At 64.0% G+C, this 26,134-nt stretch carries 28 protein-coding genes; 16 read left to right on the forward strand and 12 right to left on the reverse strand.

Translation table 11 applies throughout. The features are described from left to right. Positions 1-291: 291 nt before the first annotated feature. Positions 292-1,368 (reverse strand): RES family NAD+ phosphorylase, encoded by a 1,077-nt coding sequence (locus tag AC07PZ_RS18885; protein ID WP_495296665.1) that lies wholly within the window; start codon positions 1,366-1,368, stop codon positions 292-294. 117 nt (positions 1,369-1,485) lie between these two features. Next, positions 1,486-2,688, reverse strand: coding sequence for a TIR domain-containing protein (locus AC07PZ_RS18890; protein WP_495296666.1), 1,203 nt, complete (start codon positions 2,686-2,688; stop codon positions 1,486-1,488). 325 nt (positions 2,689-3,013) lie between these two features. Here AC07PZ_RS18890 and AC07PZ_RS18895 point away from each other — a divergent pair, with 325 nt between their 5' ends. Continuing rightward, the gene (locus AC07PZ_RS18895; protein ID WP_495296667.1) at positions 3,014-3,703 is read left to right on the forward strand and encodes a hypothetical protein; all 690 of its coding nucleotides are present in this window, start codon (positions 3,014-3,016) and stop codon (positions 3,701-3,703) included. A 115-nt stretch (positions 3,704-3,818) separates the two neighbouring features. On the opposite strand, the gene radC is transcribed toward AC07PZ_RS18895, so the two are convergent. Then, positions 3,819-4,355 (reverse strand): RadC family protein, encoded by a 537-nt coding sequence (gene radC / locus AC07PZ_RS18900; protein WP_495296668.1) that lies wholly within the window; start codon positions 4,353-4,355, stop codon positions 3,819-3,821. Between the two features lie 734 nt (positions 4,356-5,089). On the opposite strand from radC, the gene AC07PZ_RS18905 reads away from it, so the two are divergent. Beyond that, positions 5,090-5,422, forward strand: a complete 333-nt coding sequence (locus tag AC07PZ_RS18905; protein ID WP_495296669.1) for a helix-turn-helix domain-containing protein — start codon at positions 5,090-5,092, stop codon at positions 5,420-5,422. A gap of 21 nt (positions 5,423-5,443) precedes the next feature. Then, positions 5,444-6,358 carry a reverse transcriptase family protein gene (locus tag AC07PZ_RS18910; RefSeq protein ID WP_495296670.1) on the forward strand — a complete coding sequence of 305 codons (915 nt, stop codon included), beginning with the start codon at positions 5,444-5,446 and terminating at the stop codon, positions 6,356-6,358. A 38-nt stretch (positions 6,359-6,396) separates the two neighbouring features. On the opposite strand, the gene AC07PZ_RS18915 is transcribed toward AC07PZ_RS18910, so the two are convergent. From AC07PZ_RS18915 to AC07PZ_RS18925, 3 genes are all read right to left on the reverse strand, one after another. Then, positions 6,397-6,966 carry a hypothetical protein gene (locus AC07PZ_RS18915; protein WP_495296671.1) on the reverse strand — a complete coding sequence of 190 codons (570 nt, stop codon included), beginning with the start codon at positions 6,964-6,966 and terminating at the stop codon, positions 6,397-6,399. Then, positions 6,963-7,310 (reverse strand): hypothetical protein, encoded by a 348-nt coding sequence (locus AC07PZ_RS18920; RefSeq protein ID WP_495296672.1) that lies wholly within the window; start codon positions 7,308-7,310, stop codon positions 6,963-6,965. The genes AC07PZ_RS18915 and AC07PZ_RS18920 overlap by 4 nt, the downstream gene beginning before the upstream one ends. 169 nt (positions 7,311-7,479) lie before the next feature. Beyond that, a complete protein-coding gene (locus AC07PZ_RS18925) occupies positions 7,480-9,003 on the reverse strand; it encodes a DNA primase family protein (protein WP_495296673.1) in 1,524 nt (507 codons plus the stop codon). A gap of 92 nt (positions 9,004-9,095) precedes the next feature. On the opposite strand from AC07PZ_RS18925, the gene AC07PZ_RS18930 reads away from it, so the two are divergent. The 3 genes from AC07PZ_RS18930 to AC07PZ_RS18940 all read left to right on the forward strand — a co-directional run bounded on the left by AC07PZ_RS18930 (position 9,096) and on the right by AC07PZ_RS18940 (position 12,461). Beyond that, positions 9,096-9,827: a hypothetical protein gene (locus AC07PZ_RS18930; RefSeq protein ID WP_495296674.1), complete on the forward strand. Its 732-nt coding sequence runs from the start codon at positions 9,096-9,098 to the stop codon at positions 9,825-9,827. Between the two features lie 575 nt (positions 9,828-10,402). Further along, entirely contained in the window at positions 10,403-11,473 is a 1,071-nt protein-coding gene (locus tag AC07PZ_RS18935) for a serine hydrolase (RefSeq protein ID WP_495296675.1), read from the forward strand. After that, the gene (locus tag AC07PZ_RS18940) at positions 11,412-12,461 is read left to right on the forward strand and encodes a serine hydrolase (protein ID WP_495296676.1); all 1,050 of its coding nucleotides are present in this window, start codon (positions 11,412-11,414) and stop codon (positions 12,459-12,461) included. The genes AC07PZ_RS18935 and AC07PZ_RS18940 overlap by 62 nt, the downstream gene beginning before the upstream one ends. A gap of 30 nt (positions 12,462-12,491) precedes the next feature. On the opposite strand, the gene ruvB is transcribed toward AC07PZ_RS18940, so the two are convergent. Beyond that, a complete protein-coding gene (gene ruvB / locus AC07PZ_RS18945; RefSeq protein ID WP_495296677.1) occupies positions 12,492-13,547 on the reverse strand; it encodes a Holliday junction branch migration DNA helicase RuvB in 1,056 nt (351 codons plus the stop codon). A gap of 138 nt (positions 13,548-13,685) precedes the next feature. Here ruvB and AC07PZ_RS18950 point away from each other — a divergent pair, with 138 nt between their 5' ends. From AC07PZ_RS18950 to AC07PZ_RS18975, 6 genes are read left to right on the forward strand one after another with little or no spacing between them, the layout of a single operon-like run. Beyond that, positions 13,686-14,291: a CDP-alcohol phosphatidyltransferase family protein gene (locus AC07PZ_RS18950; RefSeq protein WP_495296678.1), complete on the forward strand. Its 606-nt coding sequence runs from the start codon at positions 13,686-13,688 to the stop codon at positions 14,289-14,291. Positions 14,292-14,319: 28 nt separating this feature from the next. Continuing rightward, complete coding sequence (locus tag AC07PZ_RS18955; protein ID WP_495296679.1) at positions 14,320-16,077, forward strand: bifunctional alpha/beta hydrolase/class I SAM-dependent methyltransferase; 1,758 nt, start codon at positions 14,320-14,322, stop codon at positions 16,075-16,077. After that, entirely contained in the window at positions 16,074-17,414 is a 1,341-nt protein-coding gene (locus AC07PZ_RS18960; RefSeq protein WP_495296680.1) for a phosphatase PAP2/dual specificity phosphatase family protein, read from the forward strand. The genes AC07PZ_RS18955 and AC07PZ_RS18960 overlap by 4 nt, the downstream gene beginning before the upstream one ends. Beyond that, positions 17,411-17,845, forward strand: a complete 435-nt coding sequence (locus tag AC07PZ_RS18965; RefSeq protein ID WP_495296681.1) for a hypothetical protein — start codon at positions 17,411-17,413, stop codon at positions 17,843-17,845. The genes AC07PZ_RS18960 and AC07PZ_RS18965 overlap by 4 nt, the downstream gene beginning before the upstream one ends. Beyond that, positions 17,842-18,570, forward strand: a complete 729-nt coding sequence (locus AC07PZ_RS18970) for a lysophospholipid acyltransferase family protein (RefSeq protein WP_495296682.1) — start codon at positions 17,842-17,844, stop codon at positions 18,568-18,570. The genes AC07PZ_RS18965 and AC07PZ_RS18970 overlap by 4 nt, the downstream gene beginning before the upstream one ends. A 7-nt stretch (positions 18,571-18,577) precedes the next feature. Next, positions 18,578-19,516, forward strand: a complete 939-nt coding sequence (locus tag AC07PZ_RS18975; protein WP_495296683.1) for a phosphatidate cytidylyltransferase — start codon at positions 18,578-18,580, stop codon at positions 19,514-19,516. A gap of 34 nt (positions 19,517-19,550) precedes the next feature. On the opposite strand, the gene AC07PZ_RS18980 is transcribed toward AC07PZ_RS18975, so the two are convergent. Then, positions 19,551-20,540 carry a hypothetical protein gene (locus AC07PZ_RS18980; protein ID WP_495296684.1) on the reverse strand — a complete coding sequence of 330 codons (990 nt, stop codon included), beginning with the start codon at positions 20,538-20,540 and terminating at the stop codon, positions 19,551-19,553. Then, positions 20,537-21,109 (reverse strand): Holliday junction branch migration protein RuvA, encoded by a 573-nt coding sequence (gene ruvA / locus AC07PZ_RS18985; protein ID WP_495296685.1) that lies wholly within the window; start codon positions 21,107-21,109, stop codon positions 20,537-20,539. The genes AC07PZ_RS18980 and ruvA overlap by 4 nt, the downstream gene beginning before the upstream one ends. A gap of 30 nt (positions 21,110-21,139) precedes the next feature. Here ruvA and AC07PZ_RS18990 point away from each other — a divergent pair, with 30 nt between their 5' ends. Next, complete coding sequence (locus tag AC07PZ_RS18990; RefSeq protein ID WP_495296686.1) at positions 21,140-22,102, forward strand: PhoH family protein; 963 nt, start codon at positions 21,140-21,142, stop codon at positions 22,100-22,102. A gap of 1 nt (position 22,103) precedes the next feature. Continuing rightward, on the forward strand, positions 22,104-22,556 hold the full coding sequence (gene ybeY, locus AC07PZ_RS18995) for an rRNA maturation RNase YbeY (RefSeq protein WP_495296687.1): 453 nt from the start codon (positions 22,104-22,106) through the stop codon (positions 22,554-22,556). Positions 22,557-22,571: 15 nt separating this feature from the next. Here ybeY and dtd read toward each other — a convergent pair whose 3' ends face one another. Continuing rightward, positions 22,572-23,012: a D-aminoacyl-tRNA deacylase gene (gene dtd / locus AC07PZ_RS19000; RefSeq protein ID WP_495296688.1), complete on the reverse strand. Its 441-nt coding sequence runs from the start codon at positions 23,010-23,012 to the stop codon at positions 22,572-22,574. Next, positions 23,009-23,953 (reverse strand): cation diffusion facilitator family transporter, encoded by a 945-nt coding sequence (locus tag AC07PZ_RS19005; protein WP_495296689.1) that lies wholly within the window; start codon positions 23,951-23,953, stop codon positions 23,009-23,011. Before AC07PZ_RS19005 ends, dtd begins: the two co-directional genes overlap by 4 nt. Positions 23,954-24,080: 127 nt before the next feature. Here AC07PZ_RS19005 and AC07PZ_RS19010 point away from each other — a divergent pair, with 127 nt between their 5' ends. After that, the gene (locus tag AC07PZ_RS19010; protein ID WP_495296690.1) at positions 24,081-24,548 is read left to right on the forward strand and encodes a FecR family protein; all 468 of its coding nucleotides are present in this window, start codon (positions 24,081-24,083) and stop codon (positions 24,546-24,548) included. Beyond that, entirely contained in the window at positions 24,545-25,153 is a 609-nt protein-coding gene (locus AC07PZ_RS19015) for an OmpA family protein (protein ID WP_495296691.1), read from the forward strand. Before AC07PZ_RS19010 ends, AC07PZ_RS19015 begins: the two co-directional genes overlap by 4 nt. 43 nt (positions 25,154-25,196) lie before the next feature. On the opposite strand, the gene AC07PZ_RS19020 is transcribed toward AC07PZ_RS19015, so the two are convergent. Next, a complete protein-coding gene (locus tag AC07PZ_RS19020; RefSeq protein ID WP_495296692.1) occupies positions 25,197-26,066 on the reverse strand; it encodes a UDP-2,3-diacylglucosamine diphosphatase in 870 nt (289 codons plus the stop codon). Between the last annotated feature and the right edge of the window lie 68 nt (positions 26,067-26,134).

The following is a 26,134-nucleotide window of genomic DNA, read 5'->3' on the forward strand; positions in this document are numbered from 1 at the left end:
TGACCTTGTTTCTCTCTTCTTCTTCTTCTTCTTCTTCTTCTCGCACTCCCTGATTTCATTCAAGCAGGTGACGATGGGAATGCAAGTGCCAGTGACCTGTTTCCGATGAATGGCGCGTTCTAAGGATGTGCGGTCCGGCTCAATGGTTGGTACAGATATCCGTCCAACGTGTCCAGGCTAGATGAGCGATTTCGCTGAAGCGCCGTAGGAAGCACGTACCCGAAACCATGCGATGCGATTGACGGTTAGATGGCTCGGCGGAACGCTGAAGCTGAATGCACGAAATCTGGTTCAATAGACCACTGGTCCAAAGTGACCTAAGTAGCCGATCTGCGTGAGCATCAACCTGTTGATGCAATGCACGCGCACAGAAAGGCTCTCTATCGGGCGCCCAAATAAAGCGAAGTTTGGAATCGTGAATGCGCGGCCATACTCCTCAGCCTGAGGATGGAATCGACGCAACGAAAGGCCGTACGCCGTTTCAAACGGGCGCCCGCCCGTCCGTATCAAGCTGAAGAACGACGGGTAGATCACTCCATCGTAGCCAGCAGCCTTCGCTGCCAGTGCAATCGTGCGGGAAATCTCGTAGGAGTGAGAGCGTGCAAGGAATAGCATGTGGATGGCCATGTCCAAGCTCTCAAACTCCGTGACGTCTTCCTTAAGGACGTGCGTCAGATCGAGCAGGGCCATGTCTCGCTCCGGCTTCAATGTAGCGACGAATATCTCATCCTCGGCGGTCGCGCGGCACTCGTGAATGCAGATGTCGACGTCCTGCGACCCGTACAGCACGGGAAAGCCGATAGAGTCAAGTCGCCCCTTGCCGGTAAATTCGCTAGGCGGGCTGTCGTACTCACTGGGGTCGGCGGGCCGTCGAGGGCCGATACGGAGGCGATAAAAGGTGGAGTCCTTCGCAAGTGTCTTTTCCGGATACTCTTTCAGAATTCGCGCGATGACTTCTGAGCGCGTCGTTGGATTTTCAAGGTCCTTTAAAGGTTCGACTTCACCCACCATCCAGAGTCGAGGCCCATAATGAAAAAATCCGATCTTCGCCGCGTCCTCGATCAGCTTGATGTCGCCTTTGAGCCAAGGCGATGGGGAAATGTCGCTTTTACCGTAGTGGTACTCATTGAACTGGATGACCGGAGCGCCACCATAGTCCCCACGGAGCGTTGTCCCGCTGACGAAAAATCGCCAAGCTAAGCTTTCGATGTGATCCTTGGTCAGCTTCCGTCCGCTCGGGCTTTTGCACTTCGGACATTCGCCTTCCGCTTCAAGGCCATGCTTGTGGGCGTCGATACGAAGGCCCTCATCCACAAAGCAGTCTGAACAAAGAAGAACGGTGTGGTCGTGGTCTTTCGTCGTTTTCATCCGATTCATCCTCAGTCGGCCATGTCAGAGGCAATCAATTTGCAAGCTAGCGGTTCGCCCCGGCTTGATTGGCGATCGGGGTGAGAAAAAAAGTCCGTGGCACGTACTCGACGTCGCTCATTCGTGCTCCCACCGAGGCGCGCCGCCATCCTGCGAAGGAAGCTCCACGGCGACAGCTTTCCTTGCGAGAGAATGCGGCCCGTTCATTTTGAGCATAGGTCCTAATTCATCGAACGAAAATTCAGCAAACCAAGACCCTGCTGCGTATCCACCTAGGGTATAGGGTGGAAAGTGGACGTTGACACTTGTTGAACTAAGCGAGAAGCGGGCGTAAGTGGCCCACTCCGCAGGAAACGCATCCTTTATCGATTTTTGATCCTCCCCGTTTGGTAAACGCTCATATCGCTCCTCCCACTCTCGAGCAATTTTTTGAATGCAGAGGTCAGTGAACTGTGCAGAGGCCGAATACGGGTCGGCGAAGAAGTCTTCAAGCTTCAGCTTCACGAGGGAGTCATCTCTGATGACAAAGTTATGAGTGCTGGTGCTGTGAAATCCGTGAGCAGCACCGGCATAATATCCTGCCTCATACGATACGAGGCTTAGGATCGCCTCGCTGACTAAAACCGGCTCCATAGCATAGTCAAACGAGTTGGTCGGTGTGTCAGCTTGCGATGTAGACCAATGTACGAATCGCTCCGGCTCTTGCTCCAACATTGCTCGCCTTGACTCTAGCAAGCATTCAAAGCGTCGTGCGGCCACGTATTCGTTTAACTCGAAAGCGGTGTTTGAAAGTCTTGACGACTCAAAATGAGGGAGTCGCAGATCAAGGTTGTACCCAGGACTTCCCTTCCATTCATGCGCCTCTTTACGTGGAAAAACGCGGAAAGGTCCCAAAGAGAGGCCGTTGTTGACAGCGATATCACGCTGCTCCGCAGCGAGGGTAAGCGACTCCACAACCTTATGCCATTCACTGGGAAGTCTGATGTATTGAAGCCTACGTGCAATCTGGCTCGGTACCTCGCACTCTTCAAGCATCAGGGGAATAACTCCGATGTCGCCGGGGACAAGTGACTTCAGGCGTTCTATCGCATCATGAATCTCTCTCTGAACATAGCCTCGTTTTCGTACACTGCGTGGCGTCATAAAAATGAGAACCACATCTGATGAGTGAAACGCCCGTTGAATTTCCTCGTCCCAATCTTGACCAGGGAGGAGCTTCTTGTCGATCCAGGGGGCGTGGCCTAGCGCCTTGAGCCTGTTGAAGTAGGGCAGGACGAGTGCTCTGTCTTCAGAAGCATGATTCAGAAACACCTTCAGCATGGCGACCTCCTAAGTCTTATGCGTTCGCTTACACCCAGCAGCCGGTTCCCCATCGCTCGGTCAGAGCTTGCCCCTCGCAAATATCAACTTCGCCCTCGTACCGTAAACGCCACTTGCGCCTAGGACAGATGCCGAGCATGCTAGCGCACACGGCAAACTAAGATGGACAGATTCGTATGAGCAGCGAAGCAAAAAAGCGCGTTTTCGTTATTGGGCTGTAGATAGCATGCCATCAATCCCCGGATTTTGGGAGTCCGGACCACACGACCCAATCGCTGTTGAAGAGAGTTGGCAAGAGTTTGTTCGGTCGGTTGGAGGAGCTGTTGTGGAAGAGCTTCTCCCAGAGCCTCGGACATTCGAGAACGCCGACTTCCTGTTTCACAGTCTCCCGATGGTCGCCGAACTAAAGGAGGTCGAGACAGAGTTTGCTCGATCCTCCGCAGTTCGCGAGGGCTGCCGAGCATTGATCGGGCGTGTGATTAAGGAGGACCCGAACTGGCGTCCTCTCTTGCTCGGTGGTTCCGGCGAGTATCCAAGCTGGTTCTCTGGTGAGTTTGTCCGGCTTTTTCGTCCAGCCGTTTCTCGCGTACTGAAGAAGGCCAACCGGCAAATTCGAGAGACGAAAATCCATTTCGGGATTCGTGAACCCACGGGGATGCTTGTATTCGTGAACGACGGGTTCACAGAGCTTGAGCCCCATTTTGTTCGTGCACTTGCCTGTGATCTTCTAGCCAACTCCTATTCTTCGATCGACTGCTTCTTGTACATGACGGTCAATCGTTATGTGGAGGTAGATGCTAGTGACGTCCCACGGCTTCTGTGGATGCCTTCATACAGCGGGCGCGCCAATGATTCTCTTGTGGAGTTTGTCGATGACCTCGGGCGGAAGTGGTACGACTTCTTGGAGGCCAAAATAGGACCGTTTACAGTTCCGAGAGAAGAGGTGCCACAAGGGCACGAGAATGCGCGCACAATTCTTTCTAGAGCGATCCGCTTGCCTCATGAGAAGCGATGATCGCGCGCCGCAAAATTGCCACGGTTTTTGAGCGCCCAGACGCAGCGCGAAACGGCAACCGTTCGTCCTGTTGAGCGGTTTCTGACGCTGCACAAGAGCCCGAAAGCCCACCTGCTCACAGCAAGCCAAGCTCCGCCATGGACAACGTTGAACACCCCGCCACGATGATGTGGTCAATCACCCGGACATCCACCAGCGACAGCGCCGATTTCAGCGTTTGAGTCAGCATCTCGTCCGCCCGCGACGGCTCCGCACTGCCCGAAGGATGGTTGTGCACGAAGATGACCGCCGAGCTGTTGAGCTTCAGCGCGTCCTTGACCACCTCGCGCGGATAGACCGAAGTTTGGCTGACCGTGCCCCGGAACATCTCCGCGTATTCCACGACCCGATGCTGCGAGTCCAGATGCAGGACTGCGAACACCTCGTGCTCCAAACCGGCCAGGCGCAGTTTGAGGAAGTCCTTGACCATCTGCGGCGACGACAGCGTATCGGTGCCACGCACTCGGCTTGCCAGCAGGCATTGAGCGGCCTTCAGGATTTCATCGTCGCCTGCTGGACGGTAGCTGCCCGCGACATCGCGCACCAGCAGTGCCGAAGTGTCAGCGTAGGACGTGGTGAATGAGTCAAGCGAAGCGAAGAGATCGTGTGCCATGGTCGGCTCCGTGAATCAGGCGGAATTGCCCGAGACCGGAAGCAGCACGCCGCAGCGCAGTTGTCAGGGTTCGCAGACGGCGGTACGACGCAAGGATGCGCAGCAGCCGCCGACCTTGACAGCGAGAACGACGTGCTACGGTGAAAGGGAACAGCAAGCCCGCCCACCCCCAACGTCACCTGTGTTTTGACTTTAAGCGCCCCTAGATTGTTCGCTGTCAGCGAACTTTTCTTGCTCATGGCGAAACCATCTGTATACTCGGCCTTGCTTGGGCTATAGGGTGCTTTGTCAAAAACGGAGCGGCGGCAACGTCGCTCGTGGGAATCGCAAGATTCCTGACTTCTGCCCAGCACGTGTTTCCTAGTGCACCAGTTCCCGAGATGCCGACGACAGCAATGCCGCTCGCGTGATCGTGTTGACTTGGTACGTGGTGATGTGTGTCTGTGTAGCGCAGACGGTTCCAGACGAGCTGGAACCGTTTTAATGGCCCAGAGGTAAAACTGCCGGCGTTCTCCCACTTTCTTCAGGACAGACGAGGGTTTCACATTCCGTGAGGCCGTGTTGAAGAAGGAGTCAGAACATGACTGAAAAAAAGCGAAAGCGTCCAAGCCGCCGGCAGGCATCGAAGAAGAATGTGTGGGGTTGGTTGTTTTTTCGACCCCGGTTTCTCAAAGGAGCGATTCGAGTCGGTCGACTTGCGCTGTTCCTCTGGAGCCTTTGGCACAAGCTGAAAGATGACCTCTGGACTTTTTATTTTTTGCAAGGAGATGTCTGTGCAGAACGACGCTCTTCGCTTGGTGCGAGTTTTCCACGACATGTCTCAGACGGACTTGGCTGGCAAGCTAAAGATTTCCAAGTCCTATCTCAGTGAGATCGAAAAGGGTGAGAAGAAGAAGGTGACCTTGGAACTCCTCGAACGATACTCCGAGGTCTTCAATATTCCCATGTCATCTCTCATGTTCTTTGCAGAGCAGGTCGATGGCAGTAAAGCTGAGCGCGCGCGCGTTGCAGTCGCTGGAAAAGTTGCAAAGATGCTGTCTTGGGTTGCGGCTAAGGACGAGGCGTAATCAGGAACTGGCATTGCCGCTATGAAGAGCTACCCATTGAATCAGTCCCCCCTGTTCAAGATGGCGAGCAGAAAAGAGCTGGCTAAGCTGGTTGGCTTTGACGCCGGCGTCCTTCAAACTCTCGCGAACAGGACAACCAACTACCTCTGCTTCGACATCACGCAGGGCGATAAGAAGAGACGCGTCGAGGTGCCGAAGCGCGCGCTTGAGCGAGTTCATAGACGACTGTTCACTTTTCTCGAACGAGTCGAGAAGCCGGAGTACTTGCACTCTGGACGGAAAAAGCGCTCGTACATCACGAACGCGCAAGTCCATGTCGGCGTTGCACCAATGGTCAAGCTTGACCTCAAGAAATTCTACCCGTCGGTAGCATCTTCGAGGGTGTATCGCTTCTTTCACGATGCCCTTCGCTGTAGCAGCGATGTGTCAGCGCTCTTAACCAAGCTGTGCACCGTGGACAAGCATCTGCCGACAGGTAGCTGTATCAGCCAATTACTCGCATTTTTTTCCGCTAAACCGATGCTCGACGAACTTCATGAGCTCGCCGAAAAGTATGGAAATCGAGATAGTTGCTATGTCGACGATTTGACTTGGTCTGGCACAAACGCTACCCCCTCGTTTTTGTGGGCAGCAAAGCAGATCGTCCACCGGCATGGCTTCCAGTACCACAAGGACCAGAGTTACGGCGCCGCCGAAGATAAAGTAGTCACCGGCGTTCTGATCTCCCAAGGCCGCCTCGCAGTGCAACGCAGCCGGGAGCACGAGCTTTGGGTGTCTATCAATGCATTGGGAAGTCAAGAGCCCGAAGCGCGCTTGAAGGCGATCGAAAGCTTGATCGGAAAGGTCGTGGCGAACGGCCAAATCGAGCAGCGATTTCTCACCCGCGTCCAAGGCCTTCGCTTGCGCCAGGCTACATTGCTACGAGAACTGAGCTGACCGGCCGAACTGGCCGGAAACGGTATCGGCGGCTTACGTCAGATTTTGACCTTCTTCGCGTCGGCGCCAGTTTTCGGCTTGAGCCGGTCCAACAAGCTCTGATGTCGCAATTCCGTGCCGCAGCGTGCGACGAAGGCAGCGAATCGCTCGTTGCGATCTTCGCCCAACATGCTGTTCTCCTGCATGAGTTCGTCCACGATGTCGTCGGCGGTCATTTGCAATCGAAGCATGTACAGCACCAGCACCTTCGCCACACGGGGGTTTTGCATTTCCATCCACTGCCGATGAGCGATCATCGCAAGGCCCACCGATGAGGGATCGGGCTCCTCCAGTGCCCCAGCCTTAAGGAGGTCTTCAAGCTCCGTCGCATGATCGTCGCTGAAGTGCTGAAGCCGCCACCTCCTGAGCTTCTCACCCCGCCGAACGGCCTCTTTCAACTTCGTCACACTGGCATCGGTCAGCACACTGTGCATGGTGTGGGTCCGAAAGTTCGGCTGGTAATCAAAGGCCGACCTCGGCTCGTAGTCATCGGCTTCGCTCGCCGGATAGCCCATCACCGCCATCCGCCAGCAGTGCCAATCGGTCTCAGCCCAGATGATCGTGCTCATGACCAGTCCTCCACCTGTTCTTGATCTCGTGCGAACGCGATGTCCAGAAGATGGCGGAGCTGCTCCGCATCGGTCGCACCTTTGAAGCTGCCGCCGTAGATGGAGATTTCCTCCAGCGAGTCACCATCGCAGTAGCAGGCTTCATAGATGGCATCGACCGGGTCGATGACAGGTCGTTCCTTCTCGCGACCGTAGCCCATTGCCTCGCCGAAGCTCAGCTCTTCCTCGCGGATGGTGACTGAGAAGGCGAAGCCGTCATCGTCATGGCTGCAGACATAACCTCCGCTGGTCTGGCGCAGCGTGAAGGCGGCATTGAATGCCTGGGTGAATTCGTTCAGTGTCATTTTGGTTTCCTTAGAAGTTGGGTTGGTGTGTCCACCCGGTCCAGGCTGGTCAGGCAATTTCTGTGTTTCGTCGCGTGGAAGCTGCTGAGCGGGATGAGAGAGTTGTCGTCACTGTCTGGCTGGCCAAGTCATCGAAATGCCTGGCCAGCCTGGACAGCTTGGACATGTCTTACCTGTTCTTGAACGGGTCGAAGCCCTCGTCTTCCGTTGGGATGTTCGCCATGAGCATCGCGTTCAGGTCGGCATTCGGATCAGTCGTTGGGATGTTCGCCGTGAGCATGGAATTCAGTGCAGCATGCGGGTCAGCAGTCGTCGTCGTGCCGCTTACATCAAAGTGGCCCAGCATCAGTCCGAGACGGCGCACGCGTTCTTTCTTCCCGTTGACGGTCAGCACGACACGGTCTTCATGAACCATCGGGAAAATGACCTTGATCCGCTTGAAGAACTCGGCATTTCCCACGGGCATCAAGCCGTGCTGCTGACAGTGATTGCGGTAACGGTCATAGAGGTCCGCCTTGGTCATCATCTGGCTGGGCAAGATGGACAGGGCCACACCGACATCCTGGGTCCAGGACGACACCGTATTGGATGTTTGCATCGCATCCTGCTTGGCTTGCTCCATGACCTGGGGTACCGCGAAAGTGCCACGGGCAAGCAGTCGTTGCAGTCCAAGCAAAGCCCAGTCCAACACCGCGTCCAGTTCCGTCTCAATGATCTTCTGATCCAGGTCGTAGATAACCTTCGCCCCCTTGATCTGCTGGTTCCACTCCACGATATGCAGACGGCGCCACCAGCCATCGGAATGGTCTGTCGCACTGGGAAGATGGTTGCTGCAAATGATGAACTTCGCCGTGGAGCGGTAGTTGAATGGCTTGCCGTACTTCGGCTCCACCTGCACAGCGCCGCCACTGATCAGCGACTTCAGGGCCTGCTGGTTGATCTTGGATTTAGGTGTCTCGTCGCAGAATGCCAGCGAAGCACCCACCAGACCGGCAAGGTCGAATCCGGCGAGCTTGTCCAGGCGCACGGCGACGGATTTTTCATGCAATGCACGAACGACATTCAGCAGGAGCGATTTGCCGTTGCTACCTGCTCCCACCCACAAAGTTCCGACCTGCAACTTGGTGGTGCCGGTCAGGGTGTAGCCGATGTACTCCTGCACGAAGTCCTGAACTTGCTGGTTGGGCAATGAGGAGGCCAGGAACTGCGCGAACAGCGAATCAGGCTTCAGCGGTTCTGGGGTGTAAGGGCCGGGTGGAATGCTCTTGTCGCAGGAAATACGATGGCAGATGCCGACACCGATGTCCGGCTCAATGGCAGTGATGGCCCCCTTCGGATCCACGAAGAGCCAGCAGTCACGCAACGGAATGATGGTCACCTTCTGCTTCGGAGATGCTGGCAGTTGCCTCACCAGCAGCTTGGCCGCCTCCACACAAGACTGTGCGATGGCCGCAGTGGCACGGTTACGGTCAAACTTGGACAACCAGTTGAAGGCGGTGCCTTGCGCTTTCAGGTCGCTCAAGGCTTCCCAGTGGTCATCTTGCCAGCAGTACAGCAAGCCGTCATTGCCCGCGAGACGGCGGTCTTTGGCGCACTGTTCGGCATACAGGAGCTGAACGGAATCTTCCGATTTCGTCCGCGCCAGAGGTACGGTTGCAGGGAGAAGTGAGTCGATAATTTTCTTGTTTGTCATTTGGTTCCTTTCGTTGTTGATGACGAACCGAATGTCTCAAGAACAAGCGAAAAACCTCAGAAACGACCGTTCGGCGGGACGACTTGACAAAAATGAAATCTTCGAGCACCAGAGCTACAGCGGGCATCAAACTGGATGCGCTGAGCGCCATGCGAGTGGCCTACTGGTTCAATAATCTGCAAGCGCAAAGCGGCTTGAGCGCCGATGAGATGCGGGAGGCCCCGCATCTGGTGGACCTCAGCACCATTGACTTCCGTCTGTATGCCGAGCAGCGGCGCAAGCCCGGCGCCGTTACGCTCAAGCTGCTCGAGAAGGAGTACCCCGGCACCACTGCCTTCTACGAGGTAGGCCCTCACGAGATTCCGTTATGGGCCGTTCTGGAAGGGAATGCCGATGTCTGCATGGCGGTGGTTGACGAGGAACTCCAGCGCCTCGGCGAGAACTTGGAGCAGCGCATCTTCTTCAAGGAAAAAGCGATGCGTCTGTGGCTCTCCATGCTGCCCTCACACCTGCATCAATGGAAGAGCTTGGATGAACTGCTGACAATGAAGGGCTTTAATGTCATCGCCAGCACTTACGCTGAAAGCCAAGGCGCAGATACCGCCCAAAGCCGGGCAAGCGGCAAGGCTTATTCGCAATCGCAGATCACGGCCGTTATCGCCCTGTGGAAGCTCTGCCCACGTTTCCCGGAGAACGAGGCAGAGACGCGATGCCGGTACATGCTGGAGGGCGTTTTGGTAGCCGCCGTTCGCGACGAATTTCCTGAGGAGATAGGCCCCATGTTGAATGCCTACCTACTGGCAGAACTTGCCGCTCTGGCCTAGCCGATTGGCGGCGAACGTGATACGGTTGGTGTCACGAATCCCGTACCACTTCTGACCGTCACGGGTTCGCAAGTACTTGATATTCAAGGACTTTCTGGAATTTGGCCTTTCCTCCGTGAAGAGCCACCAGTCAATTGAAGGGGTTACGTGCGAACGTAACCCCTTTTGTTTTGTCTGGAACAACGTTCGGATCTCTCCAGTTGCGGCACGCTCCCGGCACCTCGCAAGCAGACACTGGAAGACATCGCCCTGCTGCGGACCACGCAGCACGCAGCCCTGGAGGAAGTGATGGCGTTCAAAACACCACACCGACCGTCGAATCAGGCGCTGTCCGACCGCGGCGTCCGCCGCTGCATTGCAAGCTTTGAGACAAGTGCAGGCAGGGCGAAGCCCACGAACCCGGGTCAACGGTCGGCGAGACCCCCGACCATCGCCACCCGCTGCGCACCCTTCCCACTCGACGAATGGTCCTCGCATTGCGCCTATCGCTTCAGCTCCCCTGCCGTCCGCTCCACGCGCTTGTCGCGAAAGCCTCGATCGCCTTCACGTTCACGGCGACCCTGGCTTGGGGTCCCTTGGCTCAGGCACAAACCCAGACCGACAGCTGGGCTCCTCGCCTGCAGGCTGAACTCGCCAAGGTCGAGGCCGCCAACCCGGCCGGCATCGGCGTGTATGTGCGCGACCTCGACAGCGGCGCGTCGGCGTCCTACCGCGCGCGCGAGACCTGGTACCTCGCCTCGACCGTGAAGGTGCCGGTCGCCATCGCCGTGCTGCGCCGCATCGAACAAGGCCAGTTCACGCTCGACACGCAGCTCACCCTGCGCGCCGGCGACTACGTCGATGGCGCCGGCCTCACCAACAGCCGGCCGGTCGGCACGCAGCTCAGCATCCGTTTCCTGATGGAGCAGATGATCATCCACAGCGACAACACGGCGAGCGACATGCTGATCGACCTGGTCGGCATCGGCGAGGTGAACGCGCTGGTCGAGTCGCTGGTGCCCGATGGCTTCAACCGCATCACGAGCCTGGCCGACGTGCGCCGCCTGGCCTACGGCTACATGACGCCGGCCGCGCGGCACCTGGAGGGCCGCGACCTGCTGCTGCTGAAGCAGCAGCGCACCGACGCCGAGCGCGCCGAGCTGCTCGGCCGCATCCTCGACGTGCCGGTGTCGCAGTTCCGGGTGCGCTCGGTCGGCGCCGCCTTTTCGGCGTATTACGCGAGCGGCTTGAACTCGGGCCGGCTCGATGCCTATGCCGACCTGCTCGAGAAGCTCGCGAACGGCCAGGCGATCGGGCCGGCATCGACGCGCTATCTGCTGGGCCTGATGGAACGCATCGCGACCGGGCCGAACCGCCTCAAGGCCGGACTGCCGGCGCAGGTGAACTTCGCGCACAAGACCGGCACCCAGCTGCGCCGCACCTGCGACTCGGGCATCGTGAGCAATACCCGCCCGGGCCACACGCAGCGCGTGATCGTGGTCGCCTGCACGCGCGACGAGATTTCCGTCACCCGCGCCGACCTCGCCTTGCGGCAGGTCGGTGCCGCCATCTGCCGATCCGGCCTGCTCACCGAAGGAGTCACCCATGCGCCCCATTGCGATGCTGCTCCAGGCCCTGTGCCTGTGCGCGCTGCTGCCGACCGTTGAGTTCGCCCATGCGGCCGGCTGGGACGACACGCTGCGCCAGGAGATCGAGCGCATCGACCGCGAATCGCCCGGCAGCCTCGGTGTCTACGTGAAGCGGCTGGCCGACGGTGCGAGCTTCAACTACAACGCCGACAAGCTCTGGTACCTGTCGTCGACGGTGAAGGTGCCGGTCGCGATCACGGTGCTGAAGCAGGTCGACGCCGGCAAGCTCAAGCTCGGCGACAAGCTGGTGCTGCAGGAAGGCGACAAGGTCGACGGATCGGGCGCGCTGGCCTGGCAGCAGACTGGCACGTCGTACCCGATCGATTCGCTGCTCAAGCGCATGCTGCGCGAGAGCGACAACACCGCGACCAACCTGCTGATCCGCACCGTCGGCCTGGACAACCTGAACCGCACGGCCTCGGACACGATGGGCCCGGGCGTGCACAAGTTCACCACGATGGCGGAGGTTCGCTACGAGGTGTACGAGCAGATGCATCCGGACGCACACAAGCTCACCAACCTGCAACTGGTGCAGATCGCGGCGGCACCGCTCGGGCCGCAGCGCGTCGAGAACGTGCGCCGCACGCTGAACCTGCCGAAGGACCAGTTGCAGGCGAAGACCATCGACGAGGCCTATGACCGCTACTACCGGACCGAGGTCAATTCGGCCACGCTGGAAGCCTACGGAAACATGCTCGAACAGCTGGTGCGCGGCAAGCTGCTGTCGCCGCAAAGTACACGCGTGCTGTTCACCGACATGAGCTTCGACAGCCTCGGCGACTACCGGCTGCAGGGCGGCCTGCCGCGCAACGTCAAGTTCATCCACAAGACCGGCACGCAGTACAGGCGCGCCTGCCACATGGGTGTGATCAACCCGCAGGACGGCGGCCGGCATGCGGTGGTCGTGACCACCTGCGCAGCCGATCTCGACGAGAACAAGGAAGCCGGCGGCATTTTCCAGCGCGTCGGGCGCGCGGTCAGCAAGGCCGCGCTGCCGGGGAGCTGACGCGCGCGACCGGCCCGGGCGACAAGCGCTTCAGGCGCCGAAGATGTCCCCGTCGCGCTGCGGCGGTGCCACGCCCAGGTGCCGGTAGGCGGCCAGCGTGGCGATCCGTCCGCGCGGCGTGCGCTGCAGATACCCCTGCTGGATCAGGTAGGGCTCGATCACGTCCTCGATCGTTCCCGACTCCTCGCCGATGCTGGCCGCGATGTTGTCGAGCCCGACCGGACCGCCGTCGAAGCGATGGATCACGGCCTCGAGCAGCTTGCGGTCCATCAGATCGAAGCCCTGCGGGTCGACGTCGAGCATGGCGAGCGCCTTGTGCGCGATGTCTTCGGTGATGCGGCCCTGGCCCTTGACCTCGGCATAGTCGCGCACGCGGCGCAGCAGCCGGTTGGCGATGCGTGGCGTGCCGCGCGAGCGCCGCGCGATCTCGAAGCCGCCGGCCGCGTCCATCGGCACCTTGAGCAGCCCGGCGCTGCGCGTGACGATGCGCCCCAGCTCCTCGGCCGTATAGAACTCCAGCCGAGACACGATGCCGAAGCGGTCGCGCAACGGGTTGGTCAGCATGCCGGCCCGCGTGGTGGCGCCGACCAGCGTGAAGGGCTGCAGGTCGAGCTTGATGCTGCGCGCGGCCGGCCCCTCGCCGATCATGATGTCGATCTGGTAGTCCTCCAGCGCGGGATAGAGGATTTCCTCGACGACCGGGCTCAGACGGTGGATCTCGTCGATGAAGAGCACGTCGTTGCGCTCCAGATTGGTCAGCAGCGCTGCCAGGTCCTTCGGCTTCTCGAGCACCGGCCCGCTGGTCTGGCGCAGGTTCACGCCAAGCTCGGCCGCGATGATGTGCGACAGCGTGGTCTTGCCCAGGCCGGGCGGTCCGAACAGCAGCACGTGGTCGAGCGCCTCGCCGCGCTTGCGGGCCGCGCCGATGAAGATCTCGAGCTGTTCGCGCACCTTGGCCTGGCCGACGTACTCATCGAGCAACCGCGGACGCAAGGCACGCTCGATCGCCTCCTCGTTGGGCGAGGCGGGTGCGGCGGACACGACGCGCGGCGGCGTCGGGGCAAAGTCGTCGGTCTGGATGGTCATGGTCGGTGCGTTGTCGAACGAGTTTAGTCGCCGCCAAAGGCTGTCACATCGGGTCACGCAATAGGGCGCCCGCCGACAAGCGCAGGCGAAATGCTGCGGCAGAATCCGCCCCCTACAAGAAACAACAGGGGGACGCGGTTGTCGATCTATGCACTGAAGCCACGCTTCCAGGCGCTGCTCCGGCCCCTGGTGCGCGGGCTGCACGGCGCGGGCCTGACGGCCAACCAGGTGACCCTGGCGGCCTGCGCCATCTCCGTGGCACTGGGCCTGTGGCTGTTCTTCGCCACACCACCGCGCGCCGCCTTCGCGCTGATACCGCTCTGGATGTTCCTGCGCATGGCCTTCAACGCCATCGACGGCATGCTGGCGCGCGAGCATGGGCAGCAGAGCCGGCTCGGCGCCTTCCTCAACGAGCTGACCGACGTGCTGTCCGACGCGGCGCTCTATCTGCCCTTCGTGCTGGTCGCGCCCTTCAGCCCGTTCTGGATCGGCACGGTGATCGTGCTCGCCGGACTCGGCGAATTCGCCGGTGCACTCGGCCCGACGGTCGGCGCCTCGCGTCGCTACGACGGGCCGCTCGGCAAGAGCGACCGCGCCTTCGTCTTCGGCGCGCTCGGGCTCTATATCGCCCTGGGCGGCCCGCTTCCTCCCTGGTCCGCCTGGCTGATGCCGCTGCTCGCGCTGCTGGCCGGCTGGACCGTCGTCAACCGCATCCGCCGGGCGCTGGCCGAAGCCGGTGACTGAGCCCTCCACCTTTCCCAGACAGGAGCCCATGGCTTCACGCACTTCCCACGACCATCACTTCCAGACGCACGACGGCGTCTCCCTGTTCTATCGGCACTGGCCGGCCACCGGCGCGTCCCGTCGCGGTGCGATCGTGCTGTTCCACCGCGGCCACGAGCACGGTGCGCGCATGGCGCACCTGGTCGACGAGCTCGACCTGCCCGACTTCGACTTCTTCGCCTGGGACGCCCGCGGCCACGGCCTGTCGCCCGGCCCGCGCGGCCACAGCCCGAGCTTCGCGACCTCGGTGCGCGACGTGCAGACCTTCATCGAACACATCGGCAGCGCACATGGCGTGCCGCAGTCCGACATCCACGTCGTCGCGCAGAGCGTGGGCGCGGTGCTGGTCGCAACCTGGGCGCACGACTACGCACCCCAGGTGCGCGGCCTGACGCTCGCGTCACCGGCCTTCAAGGTGAAGCTGTACGTGCCCTTCGCGCGCACCGGGCTCGGGCTCATGCACAAGCTGCGCGGGCTGTTCTACGTCAACAGCTACGTCAAGCCGAAGTTCCTCACGCACGACCCCGGACGCATCGCGAGCTACGAACGCGACCCGCTGATCTCGCGGCCGATCGCAGTGAACATCCTGCTCGGCCTGTACGAGGCGGCCGACCGCGTGGTGGCCGATGCCAACGCGATCACGCTGCCGGTGCAACTGCTGATCTCGGGCGCCGACTGGGTCGTGCACCAGAAGCCGCAGCGGCGCTTCTTCGAGCGGCTCGGCAGCGCGGTCAAGACCAAGCTCGAGCTGCCCGGCTTCTTCCACGACACGCTCGGCGAGAAGGACCGCGCGCCCGCCGTACAGGCGATCCGCGCCTTCGTGCTGCAGCTGTTCGATGCGCCGCCGGCGCCCGTCGACCTGCGCCAGGCGCACCTTGCCGGCGAGACCGCGGAGGAGTCGCGCGCACTCGCGACGCCGCTGTCGCCCTGGTCGCCGCGCGGCGCCTACTGGGCACTCACGCGCGCCAGCCTGCGCTTCGGCGGCCGGCTGTCGCAAGGCGTCAAGCTGGGCCACGACACCGGCTTCGATTCCGGCAGCACGCTCGACTACGTCTACCGCAACCAGCCGGCCGGCAACGGCAAGCTCGGCCGCTCGATCGACAGGACCTATCTCGATTCCATCGGCTGGCGCGGTATCCGCCAACGCAAGGTCCATGTGGAAGAGCTGCTGCGCGATGCGATGGAACGCCTGGTGCGCAAGCACCGCGAAGTGCGCGTGCTCGACATCGCGGCCGGCCACGGCCGCTACGTGCTCGACGCGGTAGCGGCGAGCCCGGTGCGCACCGCCTCGATCCTGCTGCGCGACTACAGCGAGATCAACGTGCGCGACGGCCAGAAGCTGATCGCCGAGCGCGAGCTGCAGGACATCGCCCGCTTCGTGCAGGCCGACGCCTTCGACCGGCGCAGCCTCGGCGCGATCACGCCGCGGCCGACGCTGGCGGTCGTGTCCGGCCTGTACGAGCTGTTCCCCGACAACGACATGGTGAGCCGCTCGCTGGCCGGTGTCGGCGACGCGGTGGAAGACGGCGGCTACCTGGTCTACACCGGCCAGCCCTGGCATCCGCAGCTCGAGATGATCGCGCGCGCACTCACCAGCCACCGACAGGGCGAGGCCTGGGTGATGCGTCGCCGCACGCAGGCCGAGATGGACCAGCTGGTCGAGGCCGCGGGCTTCCGCAAGATCGCCCAGCGCGTGGACGAGTGGGGCATCTTCACCGTGTCGCTGGCCGTGAGAACCGGTCCGTGAGTTCGGCGGCGACGCGCTGGTTCGCCGAACGCCCCTGGCGACGCGCCGCCGCATGGCTGCTGCTGCTCGGGCCGCTGTTCTATGCGACCTACGGCTTCGCCAACTGGTTTGCCGCCTCGCGCGCGGAGGTGCCGACCATGGCCTTCGCGTGGGAGCGCGCAGTGCCTTTCTGGCCCTGGACGATCTTTCCGTACTGGACCATCAACGCTTTCTATGCGCTGTCGCTGTTCCTGGCGCGCGACCGCCACACGCTCGATCGCCATGCGGCCCGGCTCGTCACGGCCACGGTGATCGCCGTCAGCTGCTTCCTGCTGTGGCCGCTGCGCTTCAGCTTCGGCGTGCCGCCGGTCAGCGGCCCGCCGGCGTTCCTGTTCGACGCGCTGCGCAGTTTCGACCAGTCCTTCAACCAGGCACCGTCGCTGCACATCGCGCTGGCAGTGATCCTGTGGGACTGGTACCGCCGCTTCATCCATGCGCGCTGGGCGCGTGCGGTGCTGCACGTCTGGGCCTTCGCGATCTGCGCGTCGGTGCTCACGACCTGGCAGCACCACTTCATCGACATCCCGACCGGTGCGCTGCTGGGCGTGTTCTGCGTCTGGCTCTGGCCGGTGGAACGCGGCGTGTCGATGCCATGCGCCTGGCGGACAACCCGCGATCCGCAGCGCTGGAAGCTCGGTGCGCTGTACGCGGCAGGCGCGCTCGGCTGCCTGGCCGTGGCGCTGTCGCTGGGCGGCGGTGCGCTGTGGCTCGGATGGCCGGCTGCGTCGCTGGCGCTGGTCGCGCTGAACTACATCGGCTTCGGCGCGCGCGGCTTCCAGATGGACCGGCACGGCCAGATGCGCTGGGCCGCGCGCTGGCTGCTCGGCCCCTACCGGGCCGGGGCGGCGCTCAATGCCTGGCTCTGGACACGCCGGCTGCCGGCCTCGGTCGAGGTGGTGCCCGGCGTGCGGCTGGGCCGCATCCCGACGCCGGCCGAATGGCGCGCCGCGGGCGAACCGCGGCTGGTCGGCCTCTGCGCCGAGCTGCAGCTGCCGCGCGTGCCCGACGCGCGCTGCGTGCCGATGCTCGACCTGGTCGTGCCGCCGCCCACACAGTTGCGGCGCGCCATCGCGGCCATCGAACGGCAGCGCCTTGGCGACGCCACGCGACCTGTGTGGATCTGCTGCGCGCTCGGCTTCTCGCGCAGCGCGGCGGCGGTGCTCGGCTGGCTTCGGCTGCACGGCGCCTTGAGCCACACTCGGGCGGAAACGCGGGTGCGCGAGGCCCGGCCGCAGATCGTGTTGCGGCCGGCCTGGCGCGCCGCCCTCGACCACGCCACCCGGAAAGACCCGTCATGACCGACCCCGAACGCGCGCTCTGCGCGGCCACCGCCAGCCTGCTGCGCGCCACCGGCGTGGTTGCCGTCTGGGGACTGGTGCTGAGCGGCATCGCCTTCGGCGTGCTGGCGCTCACCGGCCGCTCGCTGTCGACCACGTCGTGCATGGGCTTCGGCGCGGTCGTGATCATCGGTGTGCTGGAACGCTATCTCGCGCTGCGCCTGCGACTGGACATCGGCCTGTTCGATGCGCTGGCCGATGGCCGCATCGCCTCGCTGCCGGCGCTCGACGGCGCGTTGCAGCGACTCGGCCTGCGGCTCGCGCCCGAAACGCCGCGTTCGCTGGACGACCGCGTATTGGGCACGCGCCAGATCGTGCAGCGCCACGGCATCGCGGTCGCCTGCCAGACGGCGATGTTCCTGCTGGCGCTGCTCACGCAGGACCTGCAATGACGACCGACATACACGGCTTCCGGACCCATGCGCGGCGAGCGGCGGCCGTGGTCGCCGCCAAGCTGATCGTCGGCGCGGCGAGCCTGCTGACCGGCGTGCGCGCGATCTGGTCCGGCACCGAGCCCAAGGCCGAACAGACGCTCTACTTCGCCAACCACACGAGCCACGGCGACTTCGTCCTGCTGTGGGCCACGCTGCCGCCCGACCTGCGCAGCCTCACACGGCCGGTCGCGGGTCAGGACTACTGGGAGGCCTCTGCGCTGCGCCGCTTCATCGGCGAAGACGTGTTCCGCGCACTGATGATCCGGCGCGACGGCAGCGGCGTCGGCAACGGCGTAGGCGCTGTCACCGGCGGCGCGGCCGGGGCCAGCGCGGCGCCCGCCAACCCGGTCGAGCAGATGACCGAAGCGCTGCATGCCGGCGACTCGCTGATCATGTTTCCCGAAGGCACGCGCAACACCGGCGACGAGGTGATGCTGCCGCTCAAGAGCGGGCTCTACCACCTGGCGCGTGCCTGCCCGCAGGTGCGGCTGGTGCCGGTCTGGATCGAGAACCTCAAGCGCGTGCTGCCCAAGGGCACGCTGGTGCCGATCCCGCTGGCCTGCTCGGTGCGCTACGGCACGCCGCTCGTGCTGGGCGACGGCGAAGACAAACGCGCCTTCATGGACCGGGCGCGCGCCGCGATGCTCGACCTGCGCCCCGACCACGACAAGACCGCCACCTGAAACGCCGATGAATCCAACGACCTTCAAGCTCTTCGGCGGTGTCGCGGCCGTGCTGATCCTGGCCTCGGCGATCGGCGCCATGCTCAAGTGGCGCGTGGCGCACGGCCAGCCGAATGCGGTCATCGACAACCTGAACTCGCGCGTCAACGCGTGGTGGGTGATGGTCGCGGTCATCGGCCTGGCCTTCGCCTTCGGCAAGGGCGGCGTGATCGTCCTGTTCTACCTGATCTCGTTCTATGCGCTGCGCGAGTTCATCACCCTGGCCTACACCCGGCGCGGCGATCATGCGGCCATCGCGGTCGCCTTCTTCATCGCGCTGCCGGCGCAGTACTTCCTGATCTGGATCGAGTGGTACGGCCTCTACTCGATCTTCATCCCGGTCTACGCCTTCCTGGTGCTGCCGATCCTGGCGGCCGTCGGCGGCGACACGCAGCGCTTTCTGGAACGCACGTCCAAGGTCCAGTGGGGTTTGATGATCTGCGTGTTCTGCATCAGCCACGTGCCCGCGCTGATCACGTTGCCGATCCCCGGCTTCGAAGGCCGCAACCTGCTGCTGATCGCCTTCCTCGTGATCGTGGTGCAAGGCAGCGACGTGCTGCAGTACGTCTGGGGCAAGCTGCTGGGCAAGCGCAAGGTCGCGCCCGAACTCTCGCCGTCCAAGACCTGGGAAGGCCTGATCGGCGGTGTGGCGAGCGCCACCGCGATGGGCGCGGCGCTCTACTGGATCACGCCTTTCACGCCCTGGCAGGCGGCGCTGATGGCGTTCGTGATCTGCGTGATGGGCTTCTTCGGCGGCCTCGTGATGTCGGCCATCAAGCGCGACCGCGGCGTGAAGGACTGGGGCACGATGATCGAAGGCCACGGCGGCATGCTCGACCGGCTGGATTCGGTGATCTTCGCGGCGCCGGTGTTCTTCCACGCGCTGCGTTACGGCTGGGTGCCCTGAGGCGTCCCGACGGCATCGCCGGCGCGACGCCCACTCAATCGTCCAGTGACTCGGAACGGCCCAGCAGGTAGCCCAACGGCAGGGCGACGCCGACGCAACCGATCGCGATCCACAGGCTGAGGAAGGTGTAGACGTTGTGCCGGCCCGGATCGCTCGCCAGCGCGGCGAGCAGGCCGGCGTCGCGCAGTCCACCGAGCCCGCGTGCCGCCGAGAAGTCGTATGCCGCCGACCCGAGGTGGGCCAGCGCGACCAGCAGCGGACCGATCACGCCGAGCGGCAGCCAGGCGCGGCGCACCTTGCGCCATGCCAGGAACTGGCAGAAGAAGAACAACGCGGCGCCGATGCCGATCAGGCCGAGCACGAAGTCGTCACGCGCGAACGGAAGCAGCCAGGGCCACGCCGGCTGCAGCGGCCACAACGGCCATTCGGCATGTGGCACGAAGGCGATCACGGGCCGGGCGAAGGCGTCGAGCCCGAGCGCCATCAGCGCTCGCCCGGCCAGCGCCGAGGCGCAGGCGATCGCCGCGACGATCAGGCAGGCCGCACGCAGCCGCTGGTGCCACGACGCCGGTGCGGGCACCGGCGGCAGCGCCGTCTTCAGTTCGACCTGCCGCAACGGCCGCCCCGGCGCCAGCCAGATGGTGTGCGAGGTCATGACGCTGCGCGGCTGCGGCGGCACCGGACGGTCGCCGGCCAGGAGCCAGTCGGCCGCAGCCAGGGCGAGCGCGAAACTCCCGGTTGCCGTGAGCCATGCGCAAGCGCCCGGCATGTCGATGAAACCCAGCGGCGTGAGCATGGCCAGGTGGCCGTACACCAGCCCGGCGGCGCCGTGCGCCAGCATGATCGGCACGCTGCACAGCAAGGCGAACCGCCCGAGCAGCGCATCCGCTTCGGGCGACGCCTGTCGCGGATCGAGCCGCTGCCAGAGCGTCACCCAGCGCGGCGCTTCGCCGCGCGGATGAACGGCGCGCGCCGTCGCGGCGATGTGCCGCAGGCGGGTGCGCCACCCGCCCCGGCGACTCACTTGGCCAGCGCCCGCAGCGCCAGCTTGATGCCTTCGCTCACGCTCACGTCCTTCGGCAGCACCTTGAGCGCCGCGGCCGCTTCCTTGTCGCTGTAGCCCAGCGCGACCAGCGCCTGCAGGATGTCGCCCTGGTCGTCGGTGGCGGCGTGGGCCGGCAGCGCGATGTCGGCGCCGAGCTTGCCCTTGAGTTCGAGCAGCAGGCGCTCGGCCGTCTTCTTGCCGATCCCCGGAATCTTCACGAGCCGGCCCGCGTCCTGCAGCGTGATGATCTGCGCGAGTTCCGCCACGCTGAGCCCCGACAGCACGCCCAGCGCCATGCGCGGGCCGACCCCGGAGATCTTGATGAGCTGCCGGAAGGCCGCACGTTCCGCATGGGTGCCGAAGCCGTAGAGAATCTGGGCGTCCTCGCGCACCACGAAGTGCGTGAGCAGCGACACGCGCTCGCCGGTGTGCGGCAGGTTGTAGAAGGTGCTCATCGGCACGTCGACCTCGTAGCCGACGCCGTTGCAGTCGACCACCACCTGCGGTGGATTGCGTTCGGCGAGCGTGCCGGTCAATTTGCCTATCATGCGTGTCCCTTCTAGAGCCGGAATTATCCTTTGATCGTTCGCCACACCTTCACGCCCCTGAACAATGCGCGCCTCGGCCACCTGTGCGGCCCGATGGACGCCAACCTGCGGCGCATCGAAGACACGCTGGGCGTGAAGATCGCCCACCGCCACGAGCAGTTCAAGATCGACGGCCCCAAGGCCATCGCCAACCAAGCGATGGAAGTGCTGCAGGCGCTCTACGAACTGGCGGAGCGGCCGATCGATCCGGCCGTGGTCCAGCTCACGCTGGCGAGCGACTCGGGCATGACCGAGAGCGGCGAGGTCGGCCCGATGCTGGCCACGCGCCGCGCCGACCTGCGCGCCCGCACGCCGACGCAGGCGACGTACCTCGAAAACATCGCCAGCCACGACATCACCTTCGGCATCGGACCGGCCGGCACCGGCAAGACCTACCTCGCGGTGGCCTGTGCGGTCGATGCGCTGGAGCGCAGCGCGGTGCAGCGCATCGTGCTGACGCGGCCGGCGGTCGAGGCCGGCGAGCGCCTGGGCTTCCTGCCCGGCGACCTGACGCAGAAGGTCGACCCGTATCTGCGGCCGCTGTACGACGCGCTCTACGACCTGATGGGCTACGACAAGGTGATGAAGGCTTTCGAGCGCAACGCGCTGGAGATCGCGCCGCTGGCCTTCATGCGCGGCCGCACGCTCAACAACGCCTTCGTGATCCTCGACGAGGCGCAGAACACCACGCCCGAGCAGATGAAGATGTTCCTGACCCGCATCGGCTTCGGCGCCAAGGCCGTGGTCACCGGCGACGTGAGCCAGATCGACCTGCCCAAGCAGCAGCTGAGCGGCCTGATCGACGCCGAGCGCGTGCTGCGCCGCGTCAAGGGCATCGCGATCACGCACTTCACGAGCGCGGACGTGGTGCGCCATCCGCTGGTCGCGCGCATCGTCGATGCGTACGACGGGCAGCGCAAGCGCGCCGACGGCCGCTCCACCGGGGACGAGTGACATGGCCATGCCCGCACTGAGCCTGTCGCTGCAGTTCGCGCGCTTCAAGGGCGTCGAACGTCACCGCGCGGCGCTGCCGCGCCACAGCGTGTCGCGCTGGATCCGCCATGCGCTCGCGCTGGATGGCGAGATCACGGTGCGCATCGTCGACGCCGAAGAGGGCCAGCAGCTCAACCGCGAATTCCGCGGCAAGGACTACGCGACCAACGTGCTGACCTTCGACTACGCGCAGAGCCCGCTGGTGATGGCCGACCTGGTGCTGTGCGCACCGGTGGTCGCACGCGAGGCGAAAGAGCAGCGCAAGACGCTGGCCGCGCATTACGCCCATCTGCTGGTGCACGGCGCGCTGCACGCCCAGGGCTGGGACCACGAGACCAGCGAGCAGGACGCCGAGGAAATGGAAGCCTACGAGACCGAGATCCTCGCGGGCCTGGGCATCCGCAACCCGTACTGAAACGCGCAGGCCGCGTCAGTTCATCTGCAGCGGGATGGTGATCGGCCCGTCGTTGACCAGGTGAACCTGCATGTCCGCCGCGAACACGCCGGTCGCGACCACCGGATGCGCCGCGCGCGCCTGCCGGACGACGTGGTCGTAGAGCCGGCGACCCTCGTCGGGCGCCGCGGCCTGCGTGAAGCTCGGCCGGTTGCCGCCGCTCAGGTCGGCCGCCAGCGTGAACTGGCTGACCAGCAACAAGCCGCCGCCGACGTCCTGCACGCTGCGGTTCATCTTGCCGGCCTCGTCCGAGAAGATGCGCAGCTTCAGCAGCTTGGCCAGCACGCGGTCGGCCACCGCGTCGGTGTCGCCACGCTCGGCGCACAGCAGCACGAGCAGCCCCTGGCCGATCGCACCGACCGTCACGCCCTCGATGTCGACGTGCGCCTCGCGCACGCGCTGGATCACGGCCTTCATGCGTCTTCGCCGGCCTGCACGGCCCGCGCCTCCATGTTCAAGGGCAGCAGCTGGATCGTGACGCGCAGGCCCGGCACCGCGTCCATCAGCGCCAGCTCGACCTCGTCGCGCAGCGCCGCCGCGCGCTGCAGCGACCAGTCGCCGGGCGCGTGCATGTGCAGGTCGGCAAAGCGCCGCTGACCCGCGCGCCGTGTCACGAGATCGTCGAAGCGCAGCTGCGCGCCATCGCCCGGCCGCGCGCTGAAACCGTCGAGCGTGCCTTGCAATGCCGCGCGCGCGTCGGGCTCCATGGCCTCGTCCATCAACCCCTGGGACGAGCGCCAGACCAGGTGGGCGCCTTCGCGCACGATGTTCAGCGCCACGCCGATCGCCAGCAACGGGTCGAGCCAGAGCCAGCCCGTGACGTGGACGGCGGCGATGCCGACGACCACGCCAGCCGAGGTCCAGACGTCGGTGACGAGATGCCGTGCATCGGCTTCCAGGGCGATCGAGCGATGCTGGCGCGCGGCGCGAAAGAGAAAGAAGGCCAGCGCGCCATTGAAGCCCGAACTCAGCACCGACAGCGCAAGGCCCCAGCCGAGCTGCTCCAGCGGCTGCGGCGCGAGCAGCCGCCCGACCGCGACCCAGCAGATGGCCAACGCCGCGCCGATGATCAGGATGCCTTCGAAGCCGGATGAAAAGTACTCGGCCTTGTGGTGTCCGTACGGATGGTCTTCATCGGCGGGCCGCACGGCGATCGTCACCATGGCAAGGGCGAACATCGCGCTGGCGAGATTCACGAACGACTCCATCGCGTCCGAGATCAAGCCCATCGAGTGCGTGATGTAGCCGGCCCAGCCCTTGAGCACGATGGTCAGCAGCGCGACCGCGATCGACAGCCGAAGCAGCGCATTGGGGCTCCAGGCGCCGGGGCGAACCGAAGAGGATGTGGATAACTTCACGGGCAGAGCCGAAACTCACGAATTGACATGGACGCCGTAATTATCACGATTCGACACAAGTAAGATAACGCCCGTCCGACATCGCCCGAACCTGCAGCGATCGTCGTCCATCTCCCCGGAGCGCTCCATGAAATCCCGAATCCTGCCCCTGCTGTGCGGTTTGGCGTTGTCTGCCACCGCAGCGCTGGCGCAGACGGCCCCGTCCGCAGACCCGGTCGCCGGCATCGTCAAGTCGGTGCGCGGCGACGTCCAGATGCTCGATGCCAACGGCGCATTGCGTCCGGCCGCCGCCGGCGACGTGATGGCACCGATCGATCGGCTCGTCACCGGCGTCGATTCCGGCGCAGGCGTCGTACTGCGCGACGGCACCACACTGATCGTCGGCCCCTCCTCGCGGCTGGACCTGAAGGACTTCCATTTCGACACCACCACCCAGGAAGGCGGCATGCTCGTCACGTTGCTGCGCGGCTCGCTGCGCATGGTGACCGGACTGATCGGCAAGGCGCATCCCGAGGCAGTTCGCGTCGAGACCCAGACCGCCACCATCGGCGTTCGCGGCACCGACTTCATCGTGCAGGCGGACGACCAGCCATGAACTTCTACCGACTGCTCGCCGCCGGCCTGCTGGCCGCCCTGCTGGCCGCCTGTTCGACGCCCAAGTTGGGCACCCGGGTGATCCTGTTGCCCCAGGCCGACGGGAAACCGTCCGCCGTGGTGGTCAGCGCCAAGGGTGGACAGGAAACCCTCGCCCGGCCCTACCAGCGCGCCACCGCGCTGTCGGGTGCCACCGGCGCTCCCACCGTGGACGCCGCCGATCCCGACAAGATCCGTGCCGAGAACGGCGCGCTGTTCGAACTGGCGCCGCCGGCACCGTTGCGCTTCACCGTGTATTTCGAGACCGGCGGCACGGTGCTGACACGCGAATCCCAGCAGACCATGACCGAGGCGCTCGCTGCGGCCCTGGCCCGCAGCGGCGGCGAGCTGCTCGTGACGGGCCACACGGACACCACCGGCAGCACCGCGCAGAACGACACGCTGTCACGCCAGCGCGCTCAGCAGGTCCGCCAGCTGTTCGTGGACCGCAACTTCCCGGTGCAACGCACCGAGGCGATCGGCCGTGGCAAGCGTGAACTCGCCGTGCCGACCGCCGACAACGTCAACGAGCCGCGCAATCGGCGCGTGACGATCGAGGTCCGCTGATCGCACCACCAGCCGACGGCCGTCGGCAGGGTTTCAGACGAGGTCAGGCCGCAGTGGCGGTGCGTGCGCCATGCATGCCGCGCGCGCCGACGGGCATGTGCTCAGCCCAGTTCAGGATTTCCAGCGAGCCATCGGCATGCTCGGCCAGCGCGGTGAGGCTCTCGACCCAGTCGCCGTCGTTGCAATAGAGGATGCCGTCGATGTCGCGCATCTCCGCATGGTGGATGTGCCCGCACACCACGCCCTGCACGCCACGCTTGCGCGCCTCGCGCGCAACGGCGCTCTCGAAATCGCCGACGTAGCTCACGGCGCGCTTCACCTTCAGCTTCAGGTATTGCGACAGCGACCAGTAGGGCAGGCCCATGCGCGCGCGCAGCGAGTTGAGGTGCCGGTTCAGCTTGAGCGTGAATTCATAGAGCGAGTCGCCCACGTAGGCCAGCCACTTCGCACACTGGATCACGCCGTCGAACAGGTCGCCATGCATGATCCAGAGCTTCCGGCCGTCGGCCGTCTCGTGGATCCAGTCCTCCGCGACGTCGATCCCGCCGAAGTTGTGCTGCAGGTACTTGCGCGCGAATTCGTCGTGGTTGCCCGGGATGAAGATCACGCGCGTGCCCTTGCGCGCCTTGCGCAGCAGCTTCTGGATCACGTCGTTGTGCGCCTGCGGCCAGTACCAGTGACGCTTGAGCTGCCAGCCGTCGATGATGTCGCCGACCAGGAACAGCGTGTCGCATTCGGTGTGCCGCAGAAAATCCAGCAGCGCCTTGGCCTGGCAGCCCGGCGTGCCCAGATGCAGGTCGGATATCCAGAGCGTCCGGAAGCGCAGCGGAGCGCGCGTGAGCTCTTCCTCCGGTTCCGGAGGACGTTCGGCGGTGTCGCGCCATGCGCGCAGGAGGGCGTCGTCGCGTTGCATGGACGGAGATGGTCACGCCGGCGCGTGACCCGCCCGTGGCAACGCCATGACGCGGCGATGACAGCCTC

This window comes from Variovorax sp. GW821-FHT10B04 (genome assembly GCF_059415645.1).

Coding starts and splice junctions, on each gene's coding strand:
- AC07PZ_RS18885 (WP_495296665.1), bottom strand. CDS start 1,368: ATGAAAACGACGAAAGACCACGACCACACCGTTCTTCTTTGTTCAGAC.
- AC07PZ_RS18890 (WP_495296666.1), bottom strand. CDS start 2,688: ATGCTGAAGGTGTTTCTGAATCATGCTTCTGAAGACAGAGCACTCGTC.
- radC (WP_495296668.1), bottom strand. CDS start 4,355: ATGGCACACGATCTCTTCGCTTCGCTTGACTCATTCACCACGTCCTAC.
- AC07PZ_RS18905 (WP_495296669.1), top strand. CDS start 5,090: ATGACCTCTGGACTTTTTATTTTTTGCAAGGAGATGTCTGTGCAGAAC.
- AC07PZ_RS18910 (WP_495296670.1), top strand. CDS start 5,444: ATGAAGAGCTACCCATTGAATCAGTCCCCCCTGTTCAAGATGGCGAGC.
- AC07PZ_RS18915 (WP_495296671.1), bottom strand. CDS start 6,966: ATGAGCACGATCATCTGGGCTGAGACCGATTGGCACTGCTGGCGGATG.
- AC07PZ_RS18920 (WP_495296672.1), bottom strand. CDS start 7,310: ATGACACTGAACGAATTCACCCAGGCATTCAATGCCGCCTTCACGCTG.
- AC07PZ_RS18925 (WP_495296673.1), bottom strand. CDS start 9,003: ATGACAAACAAGAAAATTATCGACTCACTTCTCCCTGCAACCGTACCT.
- AC07PZ_RS18930 (WP_495296674.1), top strand. CDS start 9,096: ATGAAATCTTCGAGCACCAGAGCTACAGCGGGCATCAAACTGGATGCG.
- AC07PZ_RS18940 (WP_495296676.1), top strand. CDS start 11,412: ATGCGCCCCATTGCGATGCTGCTCCAGGCCCTGTGCCTGTGCGCGCTG.
- ruvB (WP_495296677.1), bottom strand. CDS start 13,547: ATGACCATCCAGACCGACGACTTTGCCCCGACGCCGCCGCGCGTCGTG.
- AC07PZ_RS18955 (WP_495296679.1), top strand. CDS start 14,320: ATGGCTTCACGCACTTCCCACGACCATCACTTCCAGACGCACGACGGC.
- AC07PZ_RS18965 (WP_495296681.1), top strand. CDS start 17,411: ATGACCGACCCCGAACGCGCGCTCTGCGCGGCCACCGCCAGCCTGCTG.
- AC07PZ_RS18970 (WP_495296682.1), top strand. CDS start 17,842: ATGACGACCGACATACACGGCTTCCGGACCCATGCGCGGCGAGCGGCG.
- AC07PZ_RS18975 (WP_495296683.1), top strand. CDS start 18,578: ATGAATCCAACGACCTTCAAGCTCTTCGGCGGTGTCGCGGCCGTGCTG.
- ruvA (WP_495296685.1), bottom strand. CDS start 21,109: ATGATAGGCAAATTGACCGGCACGCTCGCCGAACGCAATCCACCGCAG.
- ybeY (WP_495296687.1), top strand. CDS start 22,104: ATGGCCATGCCCGCACTGAGCCTGTCGCTGCAGTTCGCGCGCTTCAAG.
- dtd (WP_495296688.1), bottom strand. CDS start 23,012: ATGAAGGCCGTGATCCAGCGCGTGCGCGAGGCGCACGTCGACATCGAG.
- AC07PZ_RS19010 (WP_495296690.1), top strand. CDS start 24,081: ATGAAATCCCGAATCCTGCCCCTGCTGTGCGGTTTGGCGTTGTCTGCC.
- AC07PZ_RS19015 (WP_495296691.1), top strand. CDS start 24,545: ATGAACTTCTACCGACTGCTCGCCGCCGGCCTGCTGGCCGCCCTGCTG.
- AC07PZ_RS19020 (WP_495296692.1), bottom strand. CDS start 26,066: ATGCAACGCGACGACGCCCTCCTGCGCGCATGGCGCGACACCGCCGAA.